This window comes from Pseudomonas sp. GW531-T4 (assembly GCF_017349615.1).
Taxonomy (GTDB): Bacteria; Pseudomonadota; Gammaproteobacteria; order Pseudomonadales; family Pseudomonadaceae; genus Aquipseudomonas; species Aquipseudomonas chlororaphis_I.
Map to the genome: position 1 here is coordinate 43673 of NZ_JACMZT010000030.1, position 16761 is coordinate 60433.

10 protein-coding genes are annotated in these 16761 nt (G+C 60.0%); 4 read left to right on the plus strand and 6 right to left on the minus strand.

The genetic code is table 11. From position 1 onward, the window contains the following. Nucleotides 1–46: 46 nt before the first annotated feature. Together J4D28_RS21685 and J4D28_RS21690 are read right to left on the minus strand one after the other, a co-directional pair. Nucleotides 47–1015, minus strand: coding sequence for an NmrA/HSCARG family protein (locus J4D28_RS21685; RefSeq protein ID WP_198560288.1), 969 nt, complete (start codon nucleotides 1013–1015; stop codon nucleotides 47–49). A 208-nt stretch (nucleotides 1016–1223) separates the two neighbouring features. Further along, nucleotides 1224–1805, minus strand: a complete 582-nt coding sequence (locus J4D28_RS21690; RefSeq protein WP_009049069.1) for an isochorismatase family protein — start codon at nucleotides 1803–1805, stop codon at nucleotides 1224–1226. A gap of 96 nt (nucleotides 1806–1901) precedes the next feature. Here J4D28_RS21690 and J4D28_RS21695 point away from each other — a divergent pair, with 96 nt between their 5' ends. Continuing rightward, nucleotides 1902–2798, plus strand: a complete 897-nt coding sequence (locus J4D28_RS21695; RefSeq protein WP_028683998.1) for a LysR family transcriptional regulator — start codon at nucleotides 1902–1904, stop codon at nucleotides 2796–2798. A gap of 489 nt (nucleotides 2799–3287) precedes the next feature. Beyond that, entirely contained in the window at nucleotides 3288–3866 is a 579-nt protein-coding gene (locus J4D28_RS21700; protein WP_028683999.1) for a hypothetical protein, read from the plus strand. Between the two features lie 771 nt (nucleotides 3867–4637). On the opposite strand, the gene J4D28_RS21705 is transcribed toward J4D28_RS21700, so the two are convergent. The 4 genes from J4D28_RS21705 to J4D28_RS21720 all read right to left on the minus strand — a co-directional run bounded on the left by J4D28_RS21705 (nucleotide 4638) and on the right by J4D28_RS21720 (nucleotide 11989). Beyond that, complete coding sequence (locus J4D28_RS21705) at nucleotides 4638–5600, minus strand: bifunctional GNAT family N-acetyltransferase/nucleoside diphosphate kinase regulator (protein ID WP_103331579.1); 963 nt, start codon at nucleotides 5598–5600, stop codon at nucleotides 4638–4640. Between the two features lie 677 nt (nucleotides 5601–6277). Continuing rightward, complete coding sequence (locus J4D28_RS21710) at nucleotides 6278–7273, minus strand: lipase family protein (protein WP_009049074.1); 996 nt, start codon at nucleotides 7271–7273, stop codon at nucleotides 6278–6280. 239 nt (nucleotides 7274–7512) lie between these two features. Further along, a complete protein-coding gene (locus J4D28_RS21715; RefSeq protein ID WP_016705251.1) occupies nucleotides 7513–9471 on the minus strand; it encodes a GMC family oxidoreductase in 1959 nt (652 codons plus the stop codon). Between the two features lie 10 nt (nucleotides 9472–9481). Further along, on the minus strand, nucleotides 9482–11989 hold the full coding sequence (locus J4D28_RS21720; RefSeq protein WP_009049076.1) for a hypothetical protein: 2508 nt from the start codon (nucleotides 11987–11989) through the stop codon (nucleotides 9482–9484). Nucleotides 11990–12333: 344 nt separating this feature from the next. Between J4D28_RS21720 and J4D28_RS21725 the strand changes: the two genes are divergently transcribed. After that, entirely contained in the window at nucleotides 12334–14952 is a 2619-nt protein-coding gene (locus tag J4D28_RS21725; RefSeq protein WP_103331580.1) for a hypothetical protein, read from the plus strand. Between the two features lie 548 nt (nucleotides 14953–15500). Further along, nucleotides 15501–16757, plus strand: a complete 1257-nt coding sequence (locus J4D28_RS21730; protein ID WP_103331581.1) for an HlyD family secretion protein — start codon at nucleotides 15501–15503, stop codon at nucleotides 16755–16757. The last annotated feature ends 4 nt before the right edge of the window (nucleotides 16758–16761 follow it).

The following is a 16761-nucleotide window of genomic DNA, read 5'->3' on the forward strand; positions in this document are numbered from 1 at the left end:
GCACACCGACGGGGTCAGCAGTCGCAGGTCGAACATCGCCAGATGGTTATGTGCCCGACGGCCTACCACGTTGTTCAACGAGCCATTTGTCAAAGGTACGCACATCGGGCTGGCGCTCCAGCAGCGCCGGTATGTTGGCGAGGTAGCCGGCCTCCCCAAACCACTCAAACATCTTCCGAACGTCATGGGGCAATGGACGTAATAGCAACCTGGGCAGTGGGAAGGGAAGGCCGGCCGACCAGCCGTGGTCCTTGAGGGCGGCGACGATCTGCGCGCGGGTCAGCTCGACGCCGGCGATTTCCTCGGACTTGCCAAGAGACTCACCCGGATGGGTGAAGGCTTGCGCAACCCAATCGCCAATGTCGGCCGTTGCAATCATTTGGAGTGGCTTCGTCTTGGGCACATAGCTGCGCAACAGCGCCAATAGCACGGTTCGTAGTGCAGGCTTACTAAAGTTCTCCATGAAGAACGCTGGACGAACGATGCTGGCGGGTAGACCAATACTGCGAATGTGTTCCTCGATAAGCCACTTGCTTTCAAAATGCGCTACGCCCGAGCGCCGATCGGCTCCTCCCACCGATGCATAGATGAAGTGTTCTACCCCTGCAGCTAGCGCAGCATCCGCCACGGCAATGCCCCGGCGAGTTTCGATCTGCGTGCCTTGTTCTGAACCTTGAACGGAAAAAACTCCATGGGCGCCGGCAAAGGCGCTTCGCAGTGAGGCATAGTCATCCATGTCGGCCGCAACGACCTCGATGCCGTTCGCGGCCAATTGCTGCGCCACGTTGGAGCTCGGCTTTCTCGAAAGCGCGCGAATGCGCCAATGGCCTTCGGTCCATAATGAGCGGATCACGGCACCGCCCTGTTGCCCAGTGGCACCTAGAACAACGATGGTTCTGAAAGTCATGGTATGAAACTCGACTGTTTTATCGAAGAGATCAAGGAACACAAATAGCTTGACGAGCCCCCCCAGGTCAGAGGGATTCACGAGATGCGTAATCGGACCGCTGCTCACTCCTATGCGTGCGCTGAGCGATATCGCGCGGACGCTGATTGTGCCTGGGTAGAGCAGGGGGGCTTGACGCTTGTCGTCATGGTGTTTTCGTTCTTGTTTGTGGGGACTCTTTGCAGGCTTCGGCCAGTGCGGTGCCGCCGAGACGAAGCACATCACGGCGGCTGAGTGGGTTGCTCGTCGTCCCTGGTGTCCGGGGCCGAACGTGTTGTCACACCAGCCCGAGGCCGAGCAACTCGGCGAGCGCCTGTCCTCGCGGGGTGGTCCAATCGACGGCCAGCTCCGACACGACCTGTGCCGTCGACGTGATCACGGCTCCGGCCTGCTCCATACGCCGCAGCGCGGCGGCGTCCCCTGTCTTTGTGAAAGAAGCAGACGCGTCCGTCACAACTTGAACGTGATACCCCTCGTCAAGCAGCTGGAGCACTGGAAAGACGACGCAGATCTCGGTTGTGATACCGGCGACGATGACCTTCTTTCTTGCTGTGGCCTTGACCGTGTTGCTGTAGTTCGGGTCGTGCATCGCGTTAACGATTCCCGTGCGTTTGACCCGCTTGGCGAAGGCGTCCGGTGCGACTTCCTCTAGCTCGGGAATCAGCGGGCCCTGGATGTTCTCCTCCATGCTTGAGGTCAGTACCAGTGGCATGCCGACACCCTTGGCGATCTTCGCGAGTTGCACGGCGTTCTTCCTGACTTGCTCGACGTCGTGCGATCGCGTCCAGGATATCGTCCCCGTCTGATGGTCGATCAGCAGCATCGCGGCGTTTTCTGCGGTATAGACATTCTTATGCATGGTTCGCTTCCTGTCTGGTGGTTACCGACGCTTCACGTGCACAATAGGTTCTGTCATTTCGTTGCACAAGCCATGGTATTTTGGCAACATCGTTCCATGAATAGAACGACCGATCTCAACCAACTCTTGATTTTCGTACGGGTCATTCAGGCGGGGAGCCTGAGTGAAGCAGCGCGACGTTTGAACCTGCCGAAGTCCACAGTGAGCCGGAAGATCTCTGACCTGGAGGAACGGGTCGGTGAGCGGCTTATCCAGCGCACGACGCGTAAACTGGGCCTCACCGAGGCGGGCCGTCTGCTCTTCGAACGTGTCTCTCCGGCCATGAGCGACATCGAGGAGGCCGAGAGCGCAGTGGCGGGAATGCGTGGGGCGCCGCGCGGCGTGCTGCGGGTCGCGGCTCCCATGTCGTCCAGCACGCTCGGACCGATCGTCGCCGAGTACCTGGTTCGTCATCCGGACGTGGCCGTCGAGATGGTGTGTTCCGATCGTCTTGTCGATCTCGTGGAGGAACGCTTCGATGTGGCCATTCGAGCGGGAGAGCTCGTCGATTCGACCCTTGTTGCGCGTAATCTCGGAAAAGCGAAGTTCATGCTCGTCGCGGCACCCGAGTACTGCAAACGCCATGGCGTCCCGAAGACGCCTGCCGAACTGACGAGCCACGCATGCGTCGCATTCGGCGGCGGAGCCGCACCGCACGTCTGGCCCCTGGAGTCGGGGGGCAAACGTGTCGAGGTCCGCGTTACCCCACGTCTGACGGTCAATGACATGGAGATCGTTCGCGAGGCCGCCCTCGCGGGCGTGGGGATCGCATGGCTACCCCAGCTCTTCTGCGCCGATGACTTGCGCCATAAGCGCTTGCTGCCCTTGCTCGTCGACTGGTGCTCTGCGGAGATCCCCGTGCATGCGCTCTACCCAACGAGACGTCATCTTTCGCCAAAGGTGGTCTCCTTCGTCGATCTGCTCTCCGAGCGGATCCAGCTGCACGATCACTAACGCGCAGCTTTTGCCTACGCCCACATGCGGCGCCGTCCCTCTTGTCCCGGCGCTTTGTCGACTTCTCGCCAACCCTCCAGGCAAAACCCGGCGGGGAGAAGGGATAACATTTTGAACTAGGCGGAATTTTGGGATTGCCTATCCAGATTGGCCGAGTTTATCGGTCGGTTCTGCCTACCTACATTTCGATGCCACCCAGAGGGCAGGGCGGATATTTCTCATGGTCGACTCTCCCTTTTCCCATACAGGATCCACACCCGATGCCAGGGCGGTTTGAGCCTTCTCATATCCGTACGTTTGCCTGTGCCTGCAAGGCCGCTTATTGCCTGAGGCGTGTCGGGGCAGGGCGTTGAGATTGGATATGCATGTGCTGGTGGTCATGGTACTGGCGACCTTTGATAAAGGACGGATCGAAGCTATCCTCACCAAGGATAGGGATCTTAATTATTTTCAAATACGTGTTAAATATCAGGGCAGGAGCCAAGAGACATGACAGGGGAAGATCTGATTAAGGCAATAAACAATAACAAGACACTCATGGAGTTGAATGATTGTCCTTCTGTGTCAGTTCAAATGGGCTGCGCTGTTTATGGGAAGGTGCAAGATGACGTTGGCAATGATGAAATTACAAATAATGGGAGCATGAAGTACCAAATCGATCAGGCACTTTTATTTCGTGGTTTGCACTCGGAGACAGCTGTTTGGCACTTTAGTACGGATAGTCCGGAACCAAAGGTTCATCACTTTGTTGTTATCCCTTGGTTCAAGCAGTCAGCCGGGACAGTGTATACGGTATTTATGGCCTACGAGAAAAAATACATGGTGGTTAATTATGTCGAGCATAAGAGTCCAGCTCCTGGCGAGATTAAAGGCTACAAGACAGTTTGGATGGCAAACGACCTAAGCACCATGCTCTCTGACTTACTGACTAAGAGTAACGCTTGGGAAGAATATTTCGGTAATGTTGGACCAGCTCAGGCAAATAAAATCCGCTACTTTAAATACAAAACAACAACACTAGACTCTGCAGTTTCCAACGTAAACCAATACAGAGAGCTCTGTCGGTAAACTACTTGACCATCCTGGCGACCACCCAAAGCCCACCTTCAGTGATTCGATGTGCAGGTGGGCCTCGGCCAGCAGCTTCTTGAGTTTGGCATTCTCCGGCTCGATCTTTTGCAGGCGTTACGAATTTCGAGAGATACCGCGACGTGTTCACCAACAGCCGGTATCCGTACGAGTCAAGCAGCTGGAAATTTTCCGATCCAGTGCCGGTGGGGTTCTGGATAGGAGCAAAGGACTCAGGATCCGTTTGTCCTGGATTATCTGGATTACATTGCTGAGATCCAAACGCGAGCTGCGGCAGAGTGATCGGGGCCTGGCTTCAAATCTGCCGCCCCACACCCCCCAAGCCTCCATATAGATATACGCATAATGTATATTATGTTAAATCAGATGCTATGTTAGATATGTTCATGTGCTTCGTCTGACGTCCACGCTCTCAATGATCGCGAACATGATCCAGGCGACCCGCGCGCTGAAGAGCCTGCGCTCAAAAACCACGGACGAACCGTAGGTATTTCTGCGCAGGTGTATGACGCCCCCTGCGTAACGGCAAACCAATGAAACTGCCGTACCGCTATTTGTTCATCTCGGATCGAGGCCACCTGCTTTCGAGGAGTCTGCGGTTGGTCTGACACTTCGACGATGCCACGCCGTTGCTCGGGACGGTGAACGGCGCGACCTGTGGCAGACGGTTGGCATCAGGCACGGAAAGCGCGGCCCCGTCCTTTGGGGGATCTTCGCGCCTGATGGACGAACACTGAGCTAAAGGCGCAATTACAGGTGGAAATCGCCCGCGGCCTCCGGCTGGTAAAGCACTTTCCTGATCTCAATCCGGCGGGTCCGATCAGAAATTCGCCAGTCGATGGCGTCCCCCTCCTGATAGCCCAGGATGGCAGCACCGATGTCGGAACACACGGAATGCTTCCCGGCGCTGCTGTCCGCGTCGTCAGGGTAGACCAAGGCCACTTCGATCTCCTCGTCGTCCAACTGCAGCAAGGCCCTGGAGTTCATCGTGACGACATTGCGCGCCACCTGCTGCGGCTTGACGACAATGGCTCGCTCAAGCTCATGTTCGAGTTCAACAACGGTCGGGCCTTGCTCAAGCGCGATCAGACTCTCGAGCCTGGCCTTGTCGATTTCAGTGATGTAGATCCCCGTGGAGCCGCCAACGGCACCTTCGCGCAAGAACTGGAGATAGCGCCCCGCCGTCATGGAAAATGACTTCAATGCCGGCGTTTCGCTCTCAAGCAGAAAGCCGCTGCGCAGAAAGGCTTTCAGCGAGCGCGCGTTGTCCGGGTGGATCTTCGCGATGAGCTTCTCGGCCCGCATGTCGAGGAAGGCCAGTTTCATGCCTTCGCGGATCGTGCGGGCGCCAAGGTTTCGCCCCCATTTGTCGCTGTCTCCGATGACCAGGACTATTTCGCAATTCGAGCCGGTCTTGATGAGACGGACAAAGCCCACCGGGGCGTCATGCCGGTCATAGGCCATGAAGAATCGGCCGCCCCGGTTGAATAAATGGGTCAGGATCGGTAATTGAGTCCGATCAATGACTTGCTCGATGGAGCGGGAAACGTCACGTGAATCGCTCAGATAGCAAGTGACGCGCTCATCCTCCAACCAATCCTTCAACGTCAGCGCATGTGCCCGAGTAATTTCAGGGCACAGCGAAATGAAAGGCTTGTTCATCTTCACCACACTTATTTGTAAAGGATGAAAGCCCTTCATGGCTATGGCCATGACGGTTCTTTCGGCAACCGGCTATCTTAAGGCATAACGCGAGTAATGCCGAACAGCCTGCGCACTTGTCCTTAATAAGCGGTTCAGCAGCGTCAGGAGGTACCACACCCTTCCCTGCTTCAAGGATCAAAAAAAAGCGACGGACGAGTGATAACGGCGATACCGCCAAAAATAGCGCTGCGCCCAACAGTCGAAGAAACCTGGTGGTCGTGTGAAGAAATTGTGCCAAAGCCCGCCATTCGCGATCCATGAACATAAACCGATGAACAAGCACATTCATTTTGAGAGCATTGGTCAGGTTCTCTTCTCTGAGCGGATGAGGCCAATGAGGTGTCGCGAATTCGATTTGAGGATGCTCATAGCCTCGGCTATAGCCTGGATGAGCGCCCAGCACAGTGAGTACATCCTTCACGGCCTGAGCGGCTGAACAGATTCACGGCTGAGCCCCCTTCCCTCTATCTCTTCCCTCCCCTGGTGTAGACAGGCACCGACAAGAGCGCAGTTCGAATAGAGCCGCGATCTTGTCGGGCGGCCTGTATGCCCTATTCCAGAAGCCAATCGCCATTATGAGGGTTGCGAACAAAAAGGTTTCCGGATAAGCGAGCTGCAGTTGTATAGGCTTCCCGAAGAAATACCGGCAACTGCAACTCGAAGATCTGGGCGACAAGAGTATTGCACTAACTGCCGAACGGTGGCGGCATCGGTATATCGCCAAGCTGCAATCCCAGCAGTGACATGTACTCGTAGATGTGCTGATAACTGGATTGAGCCTGATAGCTTGCGCACTTCGATTGAAGTTCCCCACAGAGCCGCAGCTCCATGTTCGAGCTACCCATGCCCCATTGTGTGTAGTTCAAATTATTATTTGTAACCGTATCTATTGCCAAGCAAACCATTTCCTTCGTGCCATTATCAATGACGTTGGTGGGTTCATAGAGCGTCAAGGAGAAATCCAGAGAAGTTGCGCACCACGCCATCGGAACAACATCCAGAGTGTTGTATATCCGTAGCGCATTACCGGCCATTTGCTTATTGAAATAGCTCGCAAAAAAACCATCGCCAGCCGTTGGCGCAGCAATCGTTTCGCAATAAAAATTAAAGCCCGAGAGTTTCTCTTTTAGATAAAGCGCGAGTACCGACATTAGCGCACCGCCAAGGCTATGACCGACCAATCGGATCGTCGCCCCACTCCGCTGCTTCCCGAGAAAATCGCAAAGTGTGCCCTGAACACCAATAGTAGATGGCGTATTCAATATCTTTTGTACACCCAATGCAGTTCCCGGCGATATGCTTGCCGGCACCGGGCAGCTCTTGATGAGTTCCTGTAACGGCACCATTGGAAAAATATCAAGATCGTCCACCTGATCTTGAAGAGAATCGCCAAGGGTCCCACTCGTCACCACTACGATGTCGTTCCCACTTTTCCCGCCGATCAGCACCACTGTGATATGAGCCGCGTAATCGCCATCCATAGCCAGAGCGGGGCCCCAGACTACGGCATAGCCGCCGCCAATCTTGGAGCCATTGAGACGCGAAAGAATATTGTCTTTAACTTGGTGCGGCGAAGGGTTCTTGATGTCTTTCCATGACGGTGAATATCTCGCCGAATTATTCACCACGTAAGCGTGTGTAAGACTGATTTGCCTTTGCTGAATTGAGTCTAGCGAAGTCATGACTGCTCCTTGTCGCGAAGATAGATAATTTCCTATGGGACCAACGAAAACGCACAGCAGCCGTCGATCCTTCCGGGCTAGCAAGATGAAGTCTAGTCACCGTTTCAGCAGCGTAAGTACGATCCGCTGAGCGGATACTTTGACTACCCGGCTGTTTGATCGCCCGAAATACCGGCAACGGAACATCATCGAGCGGATGTAAGGCCGAGCCTCTCGACGGCTCGGCCTTTGCCCATGGTTCAGCGTTTTGACGCAACCATCGCCTCCACCGTGGTCGCTCTGTCCGCACTGGCCGTAGCCTGCCCTGCCCCTCGCACCGCCTGCGCCCGTACTGCGGCCGCATCCTGCAGGATCACCTGCGCCGCCTTCTCCGCCGCGACGTAGATCGAAGTGACGATGAAGAAGCCGGGGATTTTCGGGAAGATCGAGGCGTCCACCACCCGCAGGTTGCTCACGCCGCGCACGCGGAAGGCGCTGTCGAGTACCGCCATCGGATCGTCGTCGGCGCCGATCGGGCAGGTGCAGGAGGCGTGGTGGCCCCAGGCCTGGTTCATGACGAAGGTCTTGAGCTGCTCGTCGGTCTGTACCGCATCGCCGGGTAGTTCTTCGCTGGCGATCAGCCCGGCGTCTTTCAACGGCTGGGCCAGGTTGCGCACGAACTTGATGCCCTCCACCACCGATTGCAGGTCTTCGCCCTGGGTGTCGCTGCCCTCCTCGAAGTAATGGAAGTTGATCAGCGGGGTGTCGGCCGGGTCTTTGGAGCGCAGGGTGACGTAGCCGGCGTTGTTGATGGTATGGGCCTTGAGGATTGCCCAGGTCAGGTAGTTCAGGTGCTCGACGATCAACTTCGAGTAGCCGGGGAAGTAGCCGCGAAACAGCGCCAGCAGGGAGAAGCAGAACAGGTCCGGCAGCGGCCGTTGCTTCAGGGATTTCTTGATGATCGCCAGCACCGCGCCGTTGGTGCTGTAGACCCCGACCTTGCCCTTGGCCCATTCCTCGTACTGCGGATCGCCCTTGGCGTAGCGCGCGCCCTTGAGCACCTCCCAATTCTCGAAGTTCATCCGGTTGACCACCCCGACCTCGTAGCGGTCCTGCAGGTTACGTCCCACGCCCGGCAACTCGACCCGCACCGGGATATCCATGGCCTCCAGGGTTTCGCGCGGGCCTATCCCTGAGAGCATCAGCAGCTGCGGCGTATTGAAGGCGCCACCGGCGAGTATCACTTCGCGGCTGGCGTGCACCTGGCGCAGTTCACCGGAGGCATTGCGCGGCAAGGTGCAGGCCCGGTACAGCCGCGCGCCCTTGATGTACTCCACGCCATAGGCGCGCTGCTGGTCATCGAGCAACACCCGGGTCACCAGCGCATCCAGCTCGATGTGCAGGTTGTCCGGGTGGCGCTTTTGCACATCCAGCAGGCGTTCGCGGGTGCCGTTGCGATGATGCTGCCGGGTGGCCAGCGGCGGATAGCGCAGGCCGATGGCTTCCTCGCGCACCAGTCGCCAGTCGTTGGGGTCGCCCACGCCCTGCAACTGCCAGCCGATGCGCTTGAGGGTTTCGCCCAGGGTCTTGAACGCCTGCTCGGCAGCGTCGACGATCGCACGCACCAGCGACTGGTCGTCGAACGCCGCCTCCGGAATCGCCTTCTCCACGTGCAGCCAGCCCTTGAAACCATGCCGCGACGGGTTGATGCCGAACCAGGAGAGAAACCGCTGGAACGGCCGGTGATGGCAGTTCTCCAGGCTCTGGAAGTGCTCGCGCATGGCACTGGCTTTCCACGACGGATCGCCGGTGATCTGTGCGATATGGTCCCAGTCCTGGTTGTGCGGGTAGACGGTGATCATCGCGTTGTGCGCGGTGCAGCCGCCCAGGCAACTGGCCCGTGGGTACAGCACCCCGTTGACGTCCTCGCCCTGGAAGGTCCGGGTGAACTTGGGGTCCTGCAACTGGCGGGCATCGTTGCTGTAGTGGCGGACGAAGAAGTCCCAGCGCATCGCATCGTTCTCGGTGGAGCGCGGGTGGAACGCCGGCACCTGGTACTCCTCCGGCAGCCGCGGGGCGGTGGTGTCCGCTGCCGCCGGGTCGCTACCCGACTCCAGCACCAGCACCTTGCGGCCCTGTTCGGCCAGGCGGGCGGCGACGGTGCCGCCCCCTGCCCCGGAGCCCACCACGATGTACTCGTAATCCGTTTCGTTGTTCATCGCTGGCCACCTAGAAAGTTTTCAGCAGGGCGATCAAGGCCCGTTTGTCTGCATCACTCAGGGGCGCTTCCTCCTTGAGGAAACTGGTGCCGAAGTAATGCCCCTTGTCCACCACGAAGTCCGGGCACTTGCTCACCTGCAGCAGCGGCTTGACCAGGCCGGCGAAGACCTTGCGGGCTTCCTCGTCGCTGGCACCAGGCGGCAGTTGCTTGAGGTCGTGCTTGATCTTCAGCAGCAGCTCCAGCACCTGGTCGCGTTTCTCCAGGTCGATGTTGGACAGCAGGCTCACCGGCGTGCCTTGCGGGATTGGCCCGAGCTGGATGCCGTCCTCGCCGAACAGCCACGGCAGCAAGCGGCTGAGCAGACCTTCGAGGTTTTGCAGGAAGGTCGGCAGATAGCCACTGCTGACTCGCAGGTAGCTGGTTTCGCTGGTGACGTCGACGGTGCCCATGTGGGTCTTGCCGGAGCGGGTCATGACCTGGAAGTCGCCGGTGCGGTTTTCCGGCCACAGCAGCATCTCGATCGCGCTGTCGAAGGACGCCATGCGGTCCTCCACCCCACCCTTCCAGTGGAATTGACCCAGGCGGTTGTTCAGCAGCAGCGGCGCGGTGGACCACACACTGACCAGCGAGGCTGGCCGCGTATAACCACGCCCACCCGCCGGCATCGCGTATTCCCAGGGTTCGCCGGTGTACGGGTTCTGCACCAGCACCGAGCCTACCGCCGGCAATTGCTTGTACGACTCCGACGAGAAGTTGTCCCAGATATTGCCGCCCAGGGCGTTGGTCGCCAGCGGGCTGCAAGCGTTGGTTTCGGTCAGGGTGACCGGCACCCGCAGCTCAGTGGAGAGGAAGTTGTCGGTGAGGAACTTCTCATCCTTGACGATGGCCCGCATCGCGGTCTTGAACTCCGGCGTCTTGCTCCAGGTCCAGTAGTTGTTCCAGCACTTGAGGTAACCGTCGTTCACGCAGCCATGGTCGGGAAAGAAGGTCCAGGCCTTTTCCGGCAATTTGCTGGAGTGGCAACGGGCGCAGGTGTCGGCGAACACTTCCTTGCCGCGCTCGAGCACCGCCGCCGGCTCGCTCAGGTGCGCCGCGCCGCCGGGGGCGTTCTTCAAGTAGTCCGGGGTCGCCGAGGCCAGGAAGAACAGCGCCAGGTCCGGGGTCTGTGCCTCGTTGGCGTTCCAGTAGGAGGAGTTCTTGCGTGCCACGTCGATGCGGAACGGGGTGATCGGCTTGCCACCGATCAACGGCCGGAAGTGAGTGGTCCACTCCTCGCTGTACAGGCCGATGTTGATGAACACCCGGTTCAAGGCGCCGAGCGCGCCCACCGAGTCGGCGCCGTCCTTGAGCACCCGCGGGGTGAATACGGTGTCAGGTTTTTTGTAGAACTGCGCCAGCGGGCTGTCCGGCGGCACGCCGGGTACCTCGTTGAACTGGCGGTTGTTCAGCCCGCCACCGGCGAGTTTTTCCTTGCCCAGGTTCGAGGCCAGCTCGATGCGCGCCTTGAGGTTGTAGACCGCGTTCATGGTCCGCGGGTTGTTGATGTAGTCGGTGGAGACGAACGAGGTGTCCAGCGCCCCCGGTTTCGAGGTGTGGAACAGCTGGTACGGGAAGCTGCTCGGGTCCTGGTTCCACATGAAGATCCGGTCGACCCAGAAGTACTGCGCGCCGGGGTTGGAGTTGAGGTTGGACCAGGCCGGATGTTCAGGGTCGGCCGGCGGGTTGGTCGGGTTCGGCCCGACATGGCAGAAGCCACAGGACATGCCGACCCGGTAAGGTTTCACCAGCTTGCTGTCGTTGTAATAGGTGGGGTCTTCGTAATAACGCTTGGCGTCCCACTTCTTCTGCGCGTGCTCGTCGAAGTCCGGGTTGGGGAACAGCCGCAGGCCGACGATCCCGGTGCCGTAGCCGTAATAGGAACCCACCGGCAGGTTCTTGCCACGGGCGCCGATCTTCACACCGGGGTACTTGGTTTCGTTCTCGAAGGGGTCGGCGGCGCAGGACGGGTCGCGCTTGTCCAGCCACAGGCCGTAGCGGTCGTCGCGCGGCCCCTCGCCCTTGACGTAGCAGGGTTCGTTGACCACCCCCAGCACTTGCCAGCGTTTATCGCGGTTGTATTTCAGGCTCGGGTGGTTGGAGATGGTCTTGAGCAGGTCGAGGTTGCCGACGCTGTCGCGCGAGAGCTTGTCCCACAGCGCATCGTTGCCGGCGGTCCAGACCACCCAGTTGTTGCGCCCGCGGGCGAAGGCCTGGAGCGCCTGCTGTTCGGTAATGCCGGGGATGAAGGGCGACAGTCGCTCGACCAGCAGTTGCGGTTGCTTGGACACGCCGTAGTCCATGTCGGCGAAGTAGTCCTCGTCGGCGCCTCTGAGGCTGCCGGCATCGCGGCCGACGCACTTGGCTTCGTCGAGTCGCTCGCCGGGTTTGTCGCCGCAGGGGTTTTTCGTCTCGCTGCTACAACCCTGTAACAGCACCAAAGGAAGGAAAATGCTCAACATCAGCTTCACGGGTGTCATGCGCTGCTCCTTGCACGTGCTGCAGACCGGTCCCTCTGTCCTTGGGGGACACCTGTGTCGCGACCGGTTCTTTTTCTGATGGCCGAACAACCGACTGCCTGCGCACCGGGCCGGTTAACCTCGGTACGCCAGTCGCCTTACAACGCCCTACAGCCGCCATACTAGGCCATGGCGAGCGGGTCAATTCTTCCATTTGGCGATGAAAAACCAGGGGTAATTTCGATTGGCTATCGGGCTCCACGCTCACCGTTCCGGATGTCGCAAACGCTGCTGGCAACCTGCTGTTTTCCTGCTTTAACTTACTCGTGAGGGATGGATCCCCCTCCCTTTTGCGAGGGCTGCACATGGACAGGAAAAAGCCCGCTTCTTCGGCTCAGGATGCCCAGTTTCACGCCGAACATGCCCGTATCGACCAACGTCGGGATCTGCTGGGCCTGGCGCGCAAAAGCGCCGGCCACTGGGCCGTCGCCCTGTCCGGCGGCGGTATTCGCAGCGCCACCTTCTGCCTCGGGGTATTACAGGCCATGGCCCGGGCCAGGGCGCCGGATGCCGTGGGCGAAGAACCGGGCATCGGCAAGCGCCTGCTGGCGCAGTTCGACTACCTCTCCACTGTCAGCGGTGGCGGCTACCTGGGTTCGTTTTTCGGCAGCCTGTTCCTGCCCGGGCGCCTGCGTGGGCGGGAAAACGCCCAGGTGGTAGCCAGTCCCGAAGTGCAGGCCGCGGAAGATGCCTATGAAGTGCTCGACTTCGAGCCACCGGGACGCATCCACACCCATATCGACTACGCCAAGGCCCCGGTGGGCGAAGCGCCGCTGGCCTGGCTGCGGGAGAACGGCCGCTACCTGACCCCGGGCGGTTCGGGCGACCTGTTCTATGTCCTGGGCCTGTCGCTGCGCAACCTGCTGGCGCTGCATGTCGTGATCGGCATGCCGCTGTTGTGCACGCTGGCCCTGGCCACCCTGGCGCAGGTGTTCATTTCCAGCGGCCCGCTGTGTTCGCCGCTGGTCGCGCTGCTGCCCATGGACCTGGTCAACGTCCTGTGCGGTTCGCTCTGGTGGGTGCCGGTGGCGGCCACCCTGTTCTGGATAGTGCCGCTGATGCTGGCGTTCTGGATGGTGTATTTCCGCAAGAGCCAGGACGAGGCGGTGCACCTGTGGAACTGGGCGACCCTGCTGTGCAGCGCGATCGGTGCCCTGTTCATCGGCCTGGCCTGCGCGCCCTGGGGGCTGGACGCCGAACTGCGAGCGATCCTGATCGTCTGCGGGGTGGTCAACTGGTTCGGCGTGCTGGCCTGTATCCTCGTGGCCCTGCGCCTGCGTTTCAAGCGCGACAAGGACGACGCCCTGGCGCGCAACAACTGCGTGCGCACCTACCGGGTGCTGGTCACCCGCTACCTGGCCCAGGCCCTGATCTTCACCCTGCTGCTGGGCTTCTACGTCCTGGTGCCGTGGCTGGCCCAGTGGATCTACATCAGCGAGCAGCGCGCGCAACTGATGTCGTCGGCGGTTCTGCTGCCGTTGCTGATCGGCGCGATCCGCAGCCTCTCCAGTCTGCTCGACGACAAGGCCTTGCCCGGCTGGCTGAGCCGCCTGCCGCTGAGTGTGATCGCCGGTGTCGCCGGCATCGCGATCTTCATGCTGGTAGCCCTGCTCTGGGGCCTGCTGGTGCAGTTCGTGCGCTACCAGGGGCTCGATAGCGACAGCCTGACGCGCCTCATGGGCCTGGTGGCGGTAGCCCTGGTCCTGAGCCTGGCGGAGGGACGCTTCATCGGTTTTCTCAACCAGTCCTCGTTGCAATCCTTCTATCGCAGCCGGCTGACCCGAGCGTACCTGGGTGCCTCCAACGGCCTGCGTTTTGCCGGCAGGACGCCCAAGATCCGCAAGCAGCGCCTGAGCGTCGCCGAAGCCCTGCCCGGCGACGACGTGCCGATCGAGCAGTACTACGGCGTCACCACCTGCGCGCCGGTGCACCTGATCAACGTCACCCTGAACCTCACCGTCGACCCGGCCGAGCAACTGGTGCAGCGCGACCGCAAGGGCAAGCCGTTGTGCCTGGCCCCCAATGGCGCGAAGGCACCCGACAGCGTCAGCTACATCCTCGACGGCGAACCGCGCAAGCGCTCGACCCGCAGCAAATGGTTCAGCGAGATCTACCAGACCCTGGGCCTGGCCCATTGGGTGGCGACCTCCGGCGCGGCGATCTCCACCGGCCTGGGCCGGGCCACCTCGCTGGGTACCTCGCTGTCGTTCGGCCTGACTAACCTGCGCCTGGGCACCTGGTGGCCGGGCAATTTCCTCGAAGGCGACGAACAAGCCGACACTCAACGCAGCTGGCGGGACAAGGGCTGGGCCCGGGTGTTCCCGACCCAGACCTACCTGTTCTATGAACTGAGCGCGCACTTTCATGGGGTGCGCCGCGACTACCAATACCTGTCCGACGGCGGCCATTTCGAAAACACCGCCACCTACGAGCTGATCCGCGAAGGGCGCAAGATCGAGCTGATCGTCATGTGCGACTGCGGCGCCGACCCGAGCTACCAGTTCGACGACCTGGCCAACCTGATCCGCCTGGCGCGGATCGATCAGGCCCTGGAGATCGAGGAGGACCTGGGCGTGCATGAGGTTTCGCTACTGGCGCCCTACTTCGGCCATACCGCCAACTTCACCCATCCTGGCCCCGACGACAGCCTGCGCTGCGCGATGCTGTTCAACGTGGTCAATCGCCAGGGCCAGCGCATCGCGCGGATCCTGCTGCTCAAGCCACGCCTGATCGCCGGAGTGCCGGTGGACGTGCTCAATTACGCCAACGCCCACCCGACCTTCCCCAACGAAAGCACCGCCAACCAGTTCTTCGACGAAGCGCAGTTCGAAAGCTACCGGCAACTGGGCCTGCAGATCGGCCAGACGCTGTTCGGCAGCGGCCAGCCGACGCCGGTTTCCCAGGCGTTGTGGAACTACCTGTAGAACGCCCGCCTCCAGGAGGCCCCCATGACTCTTCTGTATCCCATCGCCGGTTTGCGTGACGACGAGCGTTTCGATGACTGGCAAGAGGGAGCTACTCGACCTGCAGACCCACGCGCAAGTACACCCCTTCCCTGACTCCGACGATGAAGACGGCGGGTCACCAGGGAACTTCCGTGTTGTTGTTCTAATTTAAGCGGCTGGTCTGAAAGGTTTACAGGTGCACATGAATGACCGATCGGCGCTGTCCATGACAAGCCTATTGTTCGTACACCATTGGCGGGACGAATCAGAAAAAAGCAGATGATAATAAGAAAGTTCTCAGTTGTATTTTTGCTTTTTGAGATTATGGTGTCCGACCACAAAATCCGGCATTGAAAATGGCTCTGCTGCACGCAGTTAAAGCGATAAAAGTTAAGTAACGACAAGCCGGTTCAGGCAACTAATGTGGCGAGCCATAATTAGCCAATCATCAACTACAGCGCTCATGAAACAGTCATTGGCTCTCGAATTATCATTCACAGGCGCTTAGTTCGATGGCAGATATACCGTTGTTCCGCAGGGAGGCGCTCGACGCCCGGCAAACCAACGGGCTGGGCGTTATAGTTCTGGTCCGCCCGATCTCTTTCACCGTTCTCACGTGTCTGGCCACGGCCCTGGCGGTGTCGGTGGCGGCCTTCTTTTTCTTCGCCAGCTATACCAAGCGCAGCACCATCAGCGGCCAGCTGGTCCCGGTCGGTGGCCTGGTCAAGGTGTACGTGCCCCAGGCTGGCATCGTGTTCGAGACATTCGTCCACGAAGGCCAGAGGGTCAAGCGTGGCGAGCCTCTGCTGACGATCTCCAGTGAACGCTACGGTTCTGACGCCGAACCTGTGCAGGCCGGTATCAGCCGCCAGCTCGAACATCGCCGCGATTCGCTGCGCGGTGAACTGGAGAAAGTCCTGCGCTTACAACTCGATGAACGTGACAGCCTGAGCAACAAGGTCGCCAGCCTGCAGCGCGAGCTGGCGATACTCGCCCGGCAGGCGGACAGCCAGCAGCGGTTGGTGGCGCTGTCCAGCGACGCCACGCAGCGTTATCAGGGCCTGATGGATAAGGGCTACATTTCCGTCGACCAACTCCAGCAGCGCCAGGCCGAACTGTTGGGACAGCGCCAGGCCCTGCAGGGGCTGGAGCGCGAACGCGCGGCCCTGCAGCAGCAACTGACCGAGCGCCGCAACGAGTTGGCGGGCCTGGGCGCGCGCCAGGCCAACCAGCAGGCGGACATCCAGCGCCAGCTCTCTGCCCTCGAGCAAAACCTGGCGGAGAGCGAGGCCAAGCGCACGCTGCTGGTCACCGCTCCGGAAACCGGTATCGCCACTGCCGTACTCGCCGACATCGGGCAGACCGTGGACAGCTCGCGGCCATTGCTGAGCATCGTTCCCGCCGACGCACCCTTGCAGGCAGAGCTGTATGCCCCGAGCAAGTCCATCGGTTTCATCAAGCCGGGCGACTCGGTGTTGATCCGTTACCAGGCCTATCCCTATCAGAAGTTCGGTCAGTACCAGGGCCGGGTGCGTTCCATTTCACGCACCAGCGTGCCCTTCGCCGAGCTCGCCAGCATGGCCGGCGCTGTGCCAGGGCTGGCCAAGGACGGCGAGCAGCTGTATCGCCTGCAGATCAGCCTGGATAAGCAGATGGTGACGGCTTACGGCCAACCGCGCCCCTTGCAAAGCGGCATGTTGCTCGACGCCAATGTCCTCCAGGACACCCGCCGCCTCTATGAGTGGGTGCTCGAACCGCTGTACAGCCTGACCGGCAAACTCTAGGAAC

Coding starts and splice junctions, on each gene's coding strand:
- J4D28_RS21690 (WP_009049069.1), bottom strand. CDS start 1,805: ATGCATAAGAATGTCTATACCGCAGAAAACGCCGCGATGCTGCTGATC.
- J4D28_RS21695 (WP_028683998.1), top strand. CDS start 1,902: ATGAATAGAACGACCGATCTCAACCAACTCTTGATTTTCGTACGGGTC.
- J4D28_RS21700 (WP_028683999.1), top strand. CDS start 3,288: ATGACAGGGGAAGATCTGATTAAGGCAATAAACAATAACAAGACACTC.
- J4D28_RS21705 (WP_103331579.1), bottom strand. CDS start 5,600: ATGGCCATAGCCATGAAGGGCTTTCATCCTTTACAAATAAGTGTGGTG.
- J4D28_RS21710 (WP_009049074.1), bottom strand. CDS start 7,273: ATGACTTCGCTAGACTCAATTCAGCAAAGGCAAATCAGTCTTACACAC.
- J4D28_RS21715 (WP_016705251.1), bottom strand. CDS start 9,471: ATGAACAACGAAACGGATTACGAGTACATCGTGGTGGGCTCCGGGGCA.
- J4D28_RS21720 (WP_009049076.1), bottom strand. CDS start 11,989: ATGACACCCGTGAAGCTGATGTTGAGCATTTTCCTTCCTTTGGTGCTG.
- J4D28_RS21725 (WP_103331580.1), top strand. CDS start 12,334: ATGGACAGGAAAAAGCCCGCTTCTTCGGCTCAGGATGCCCAGTTTCAC.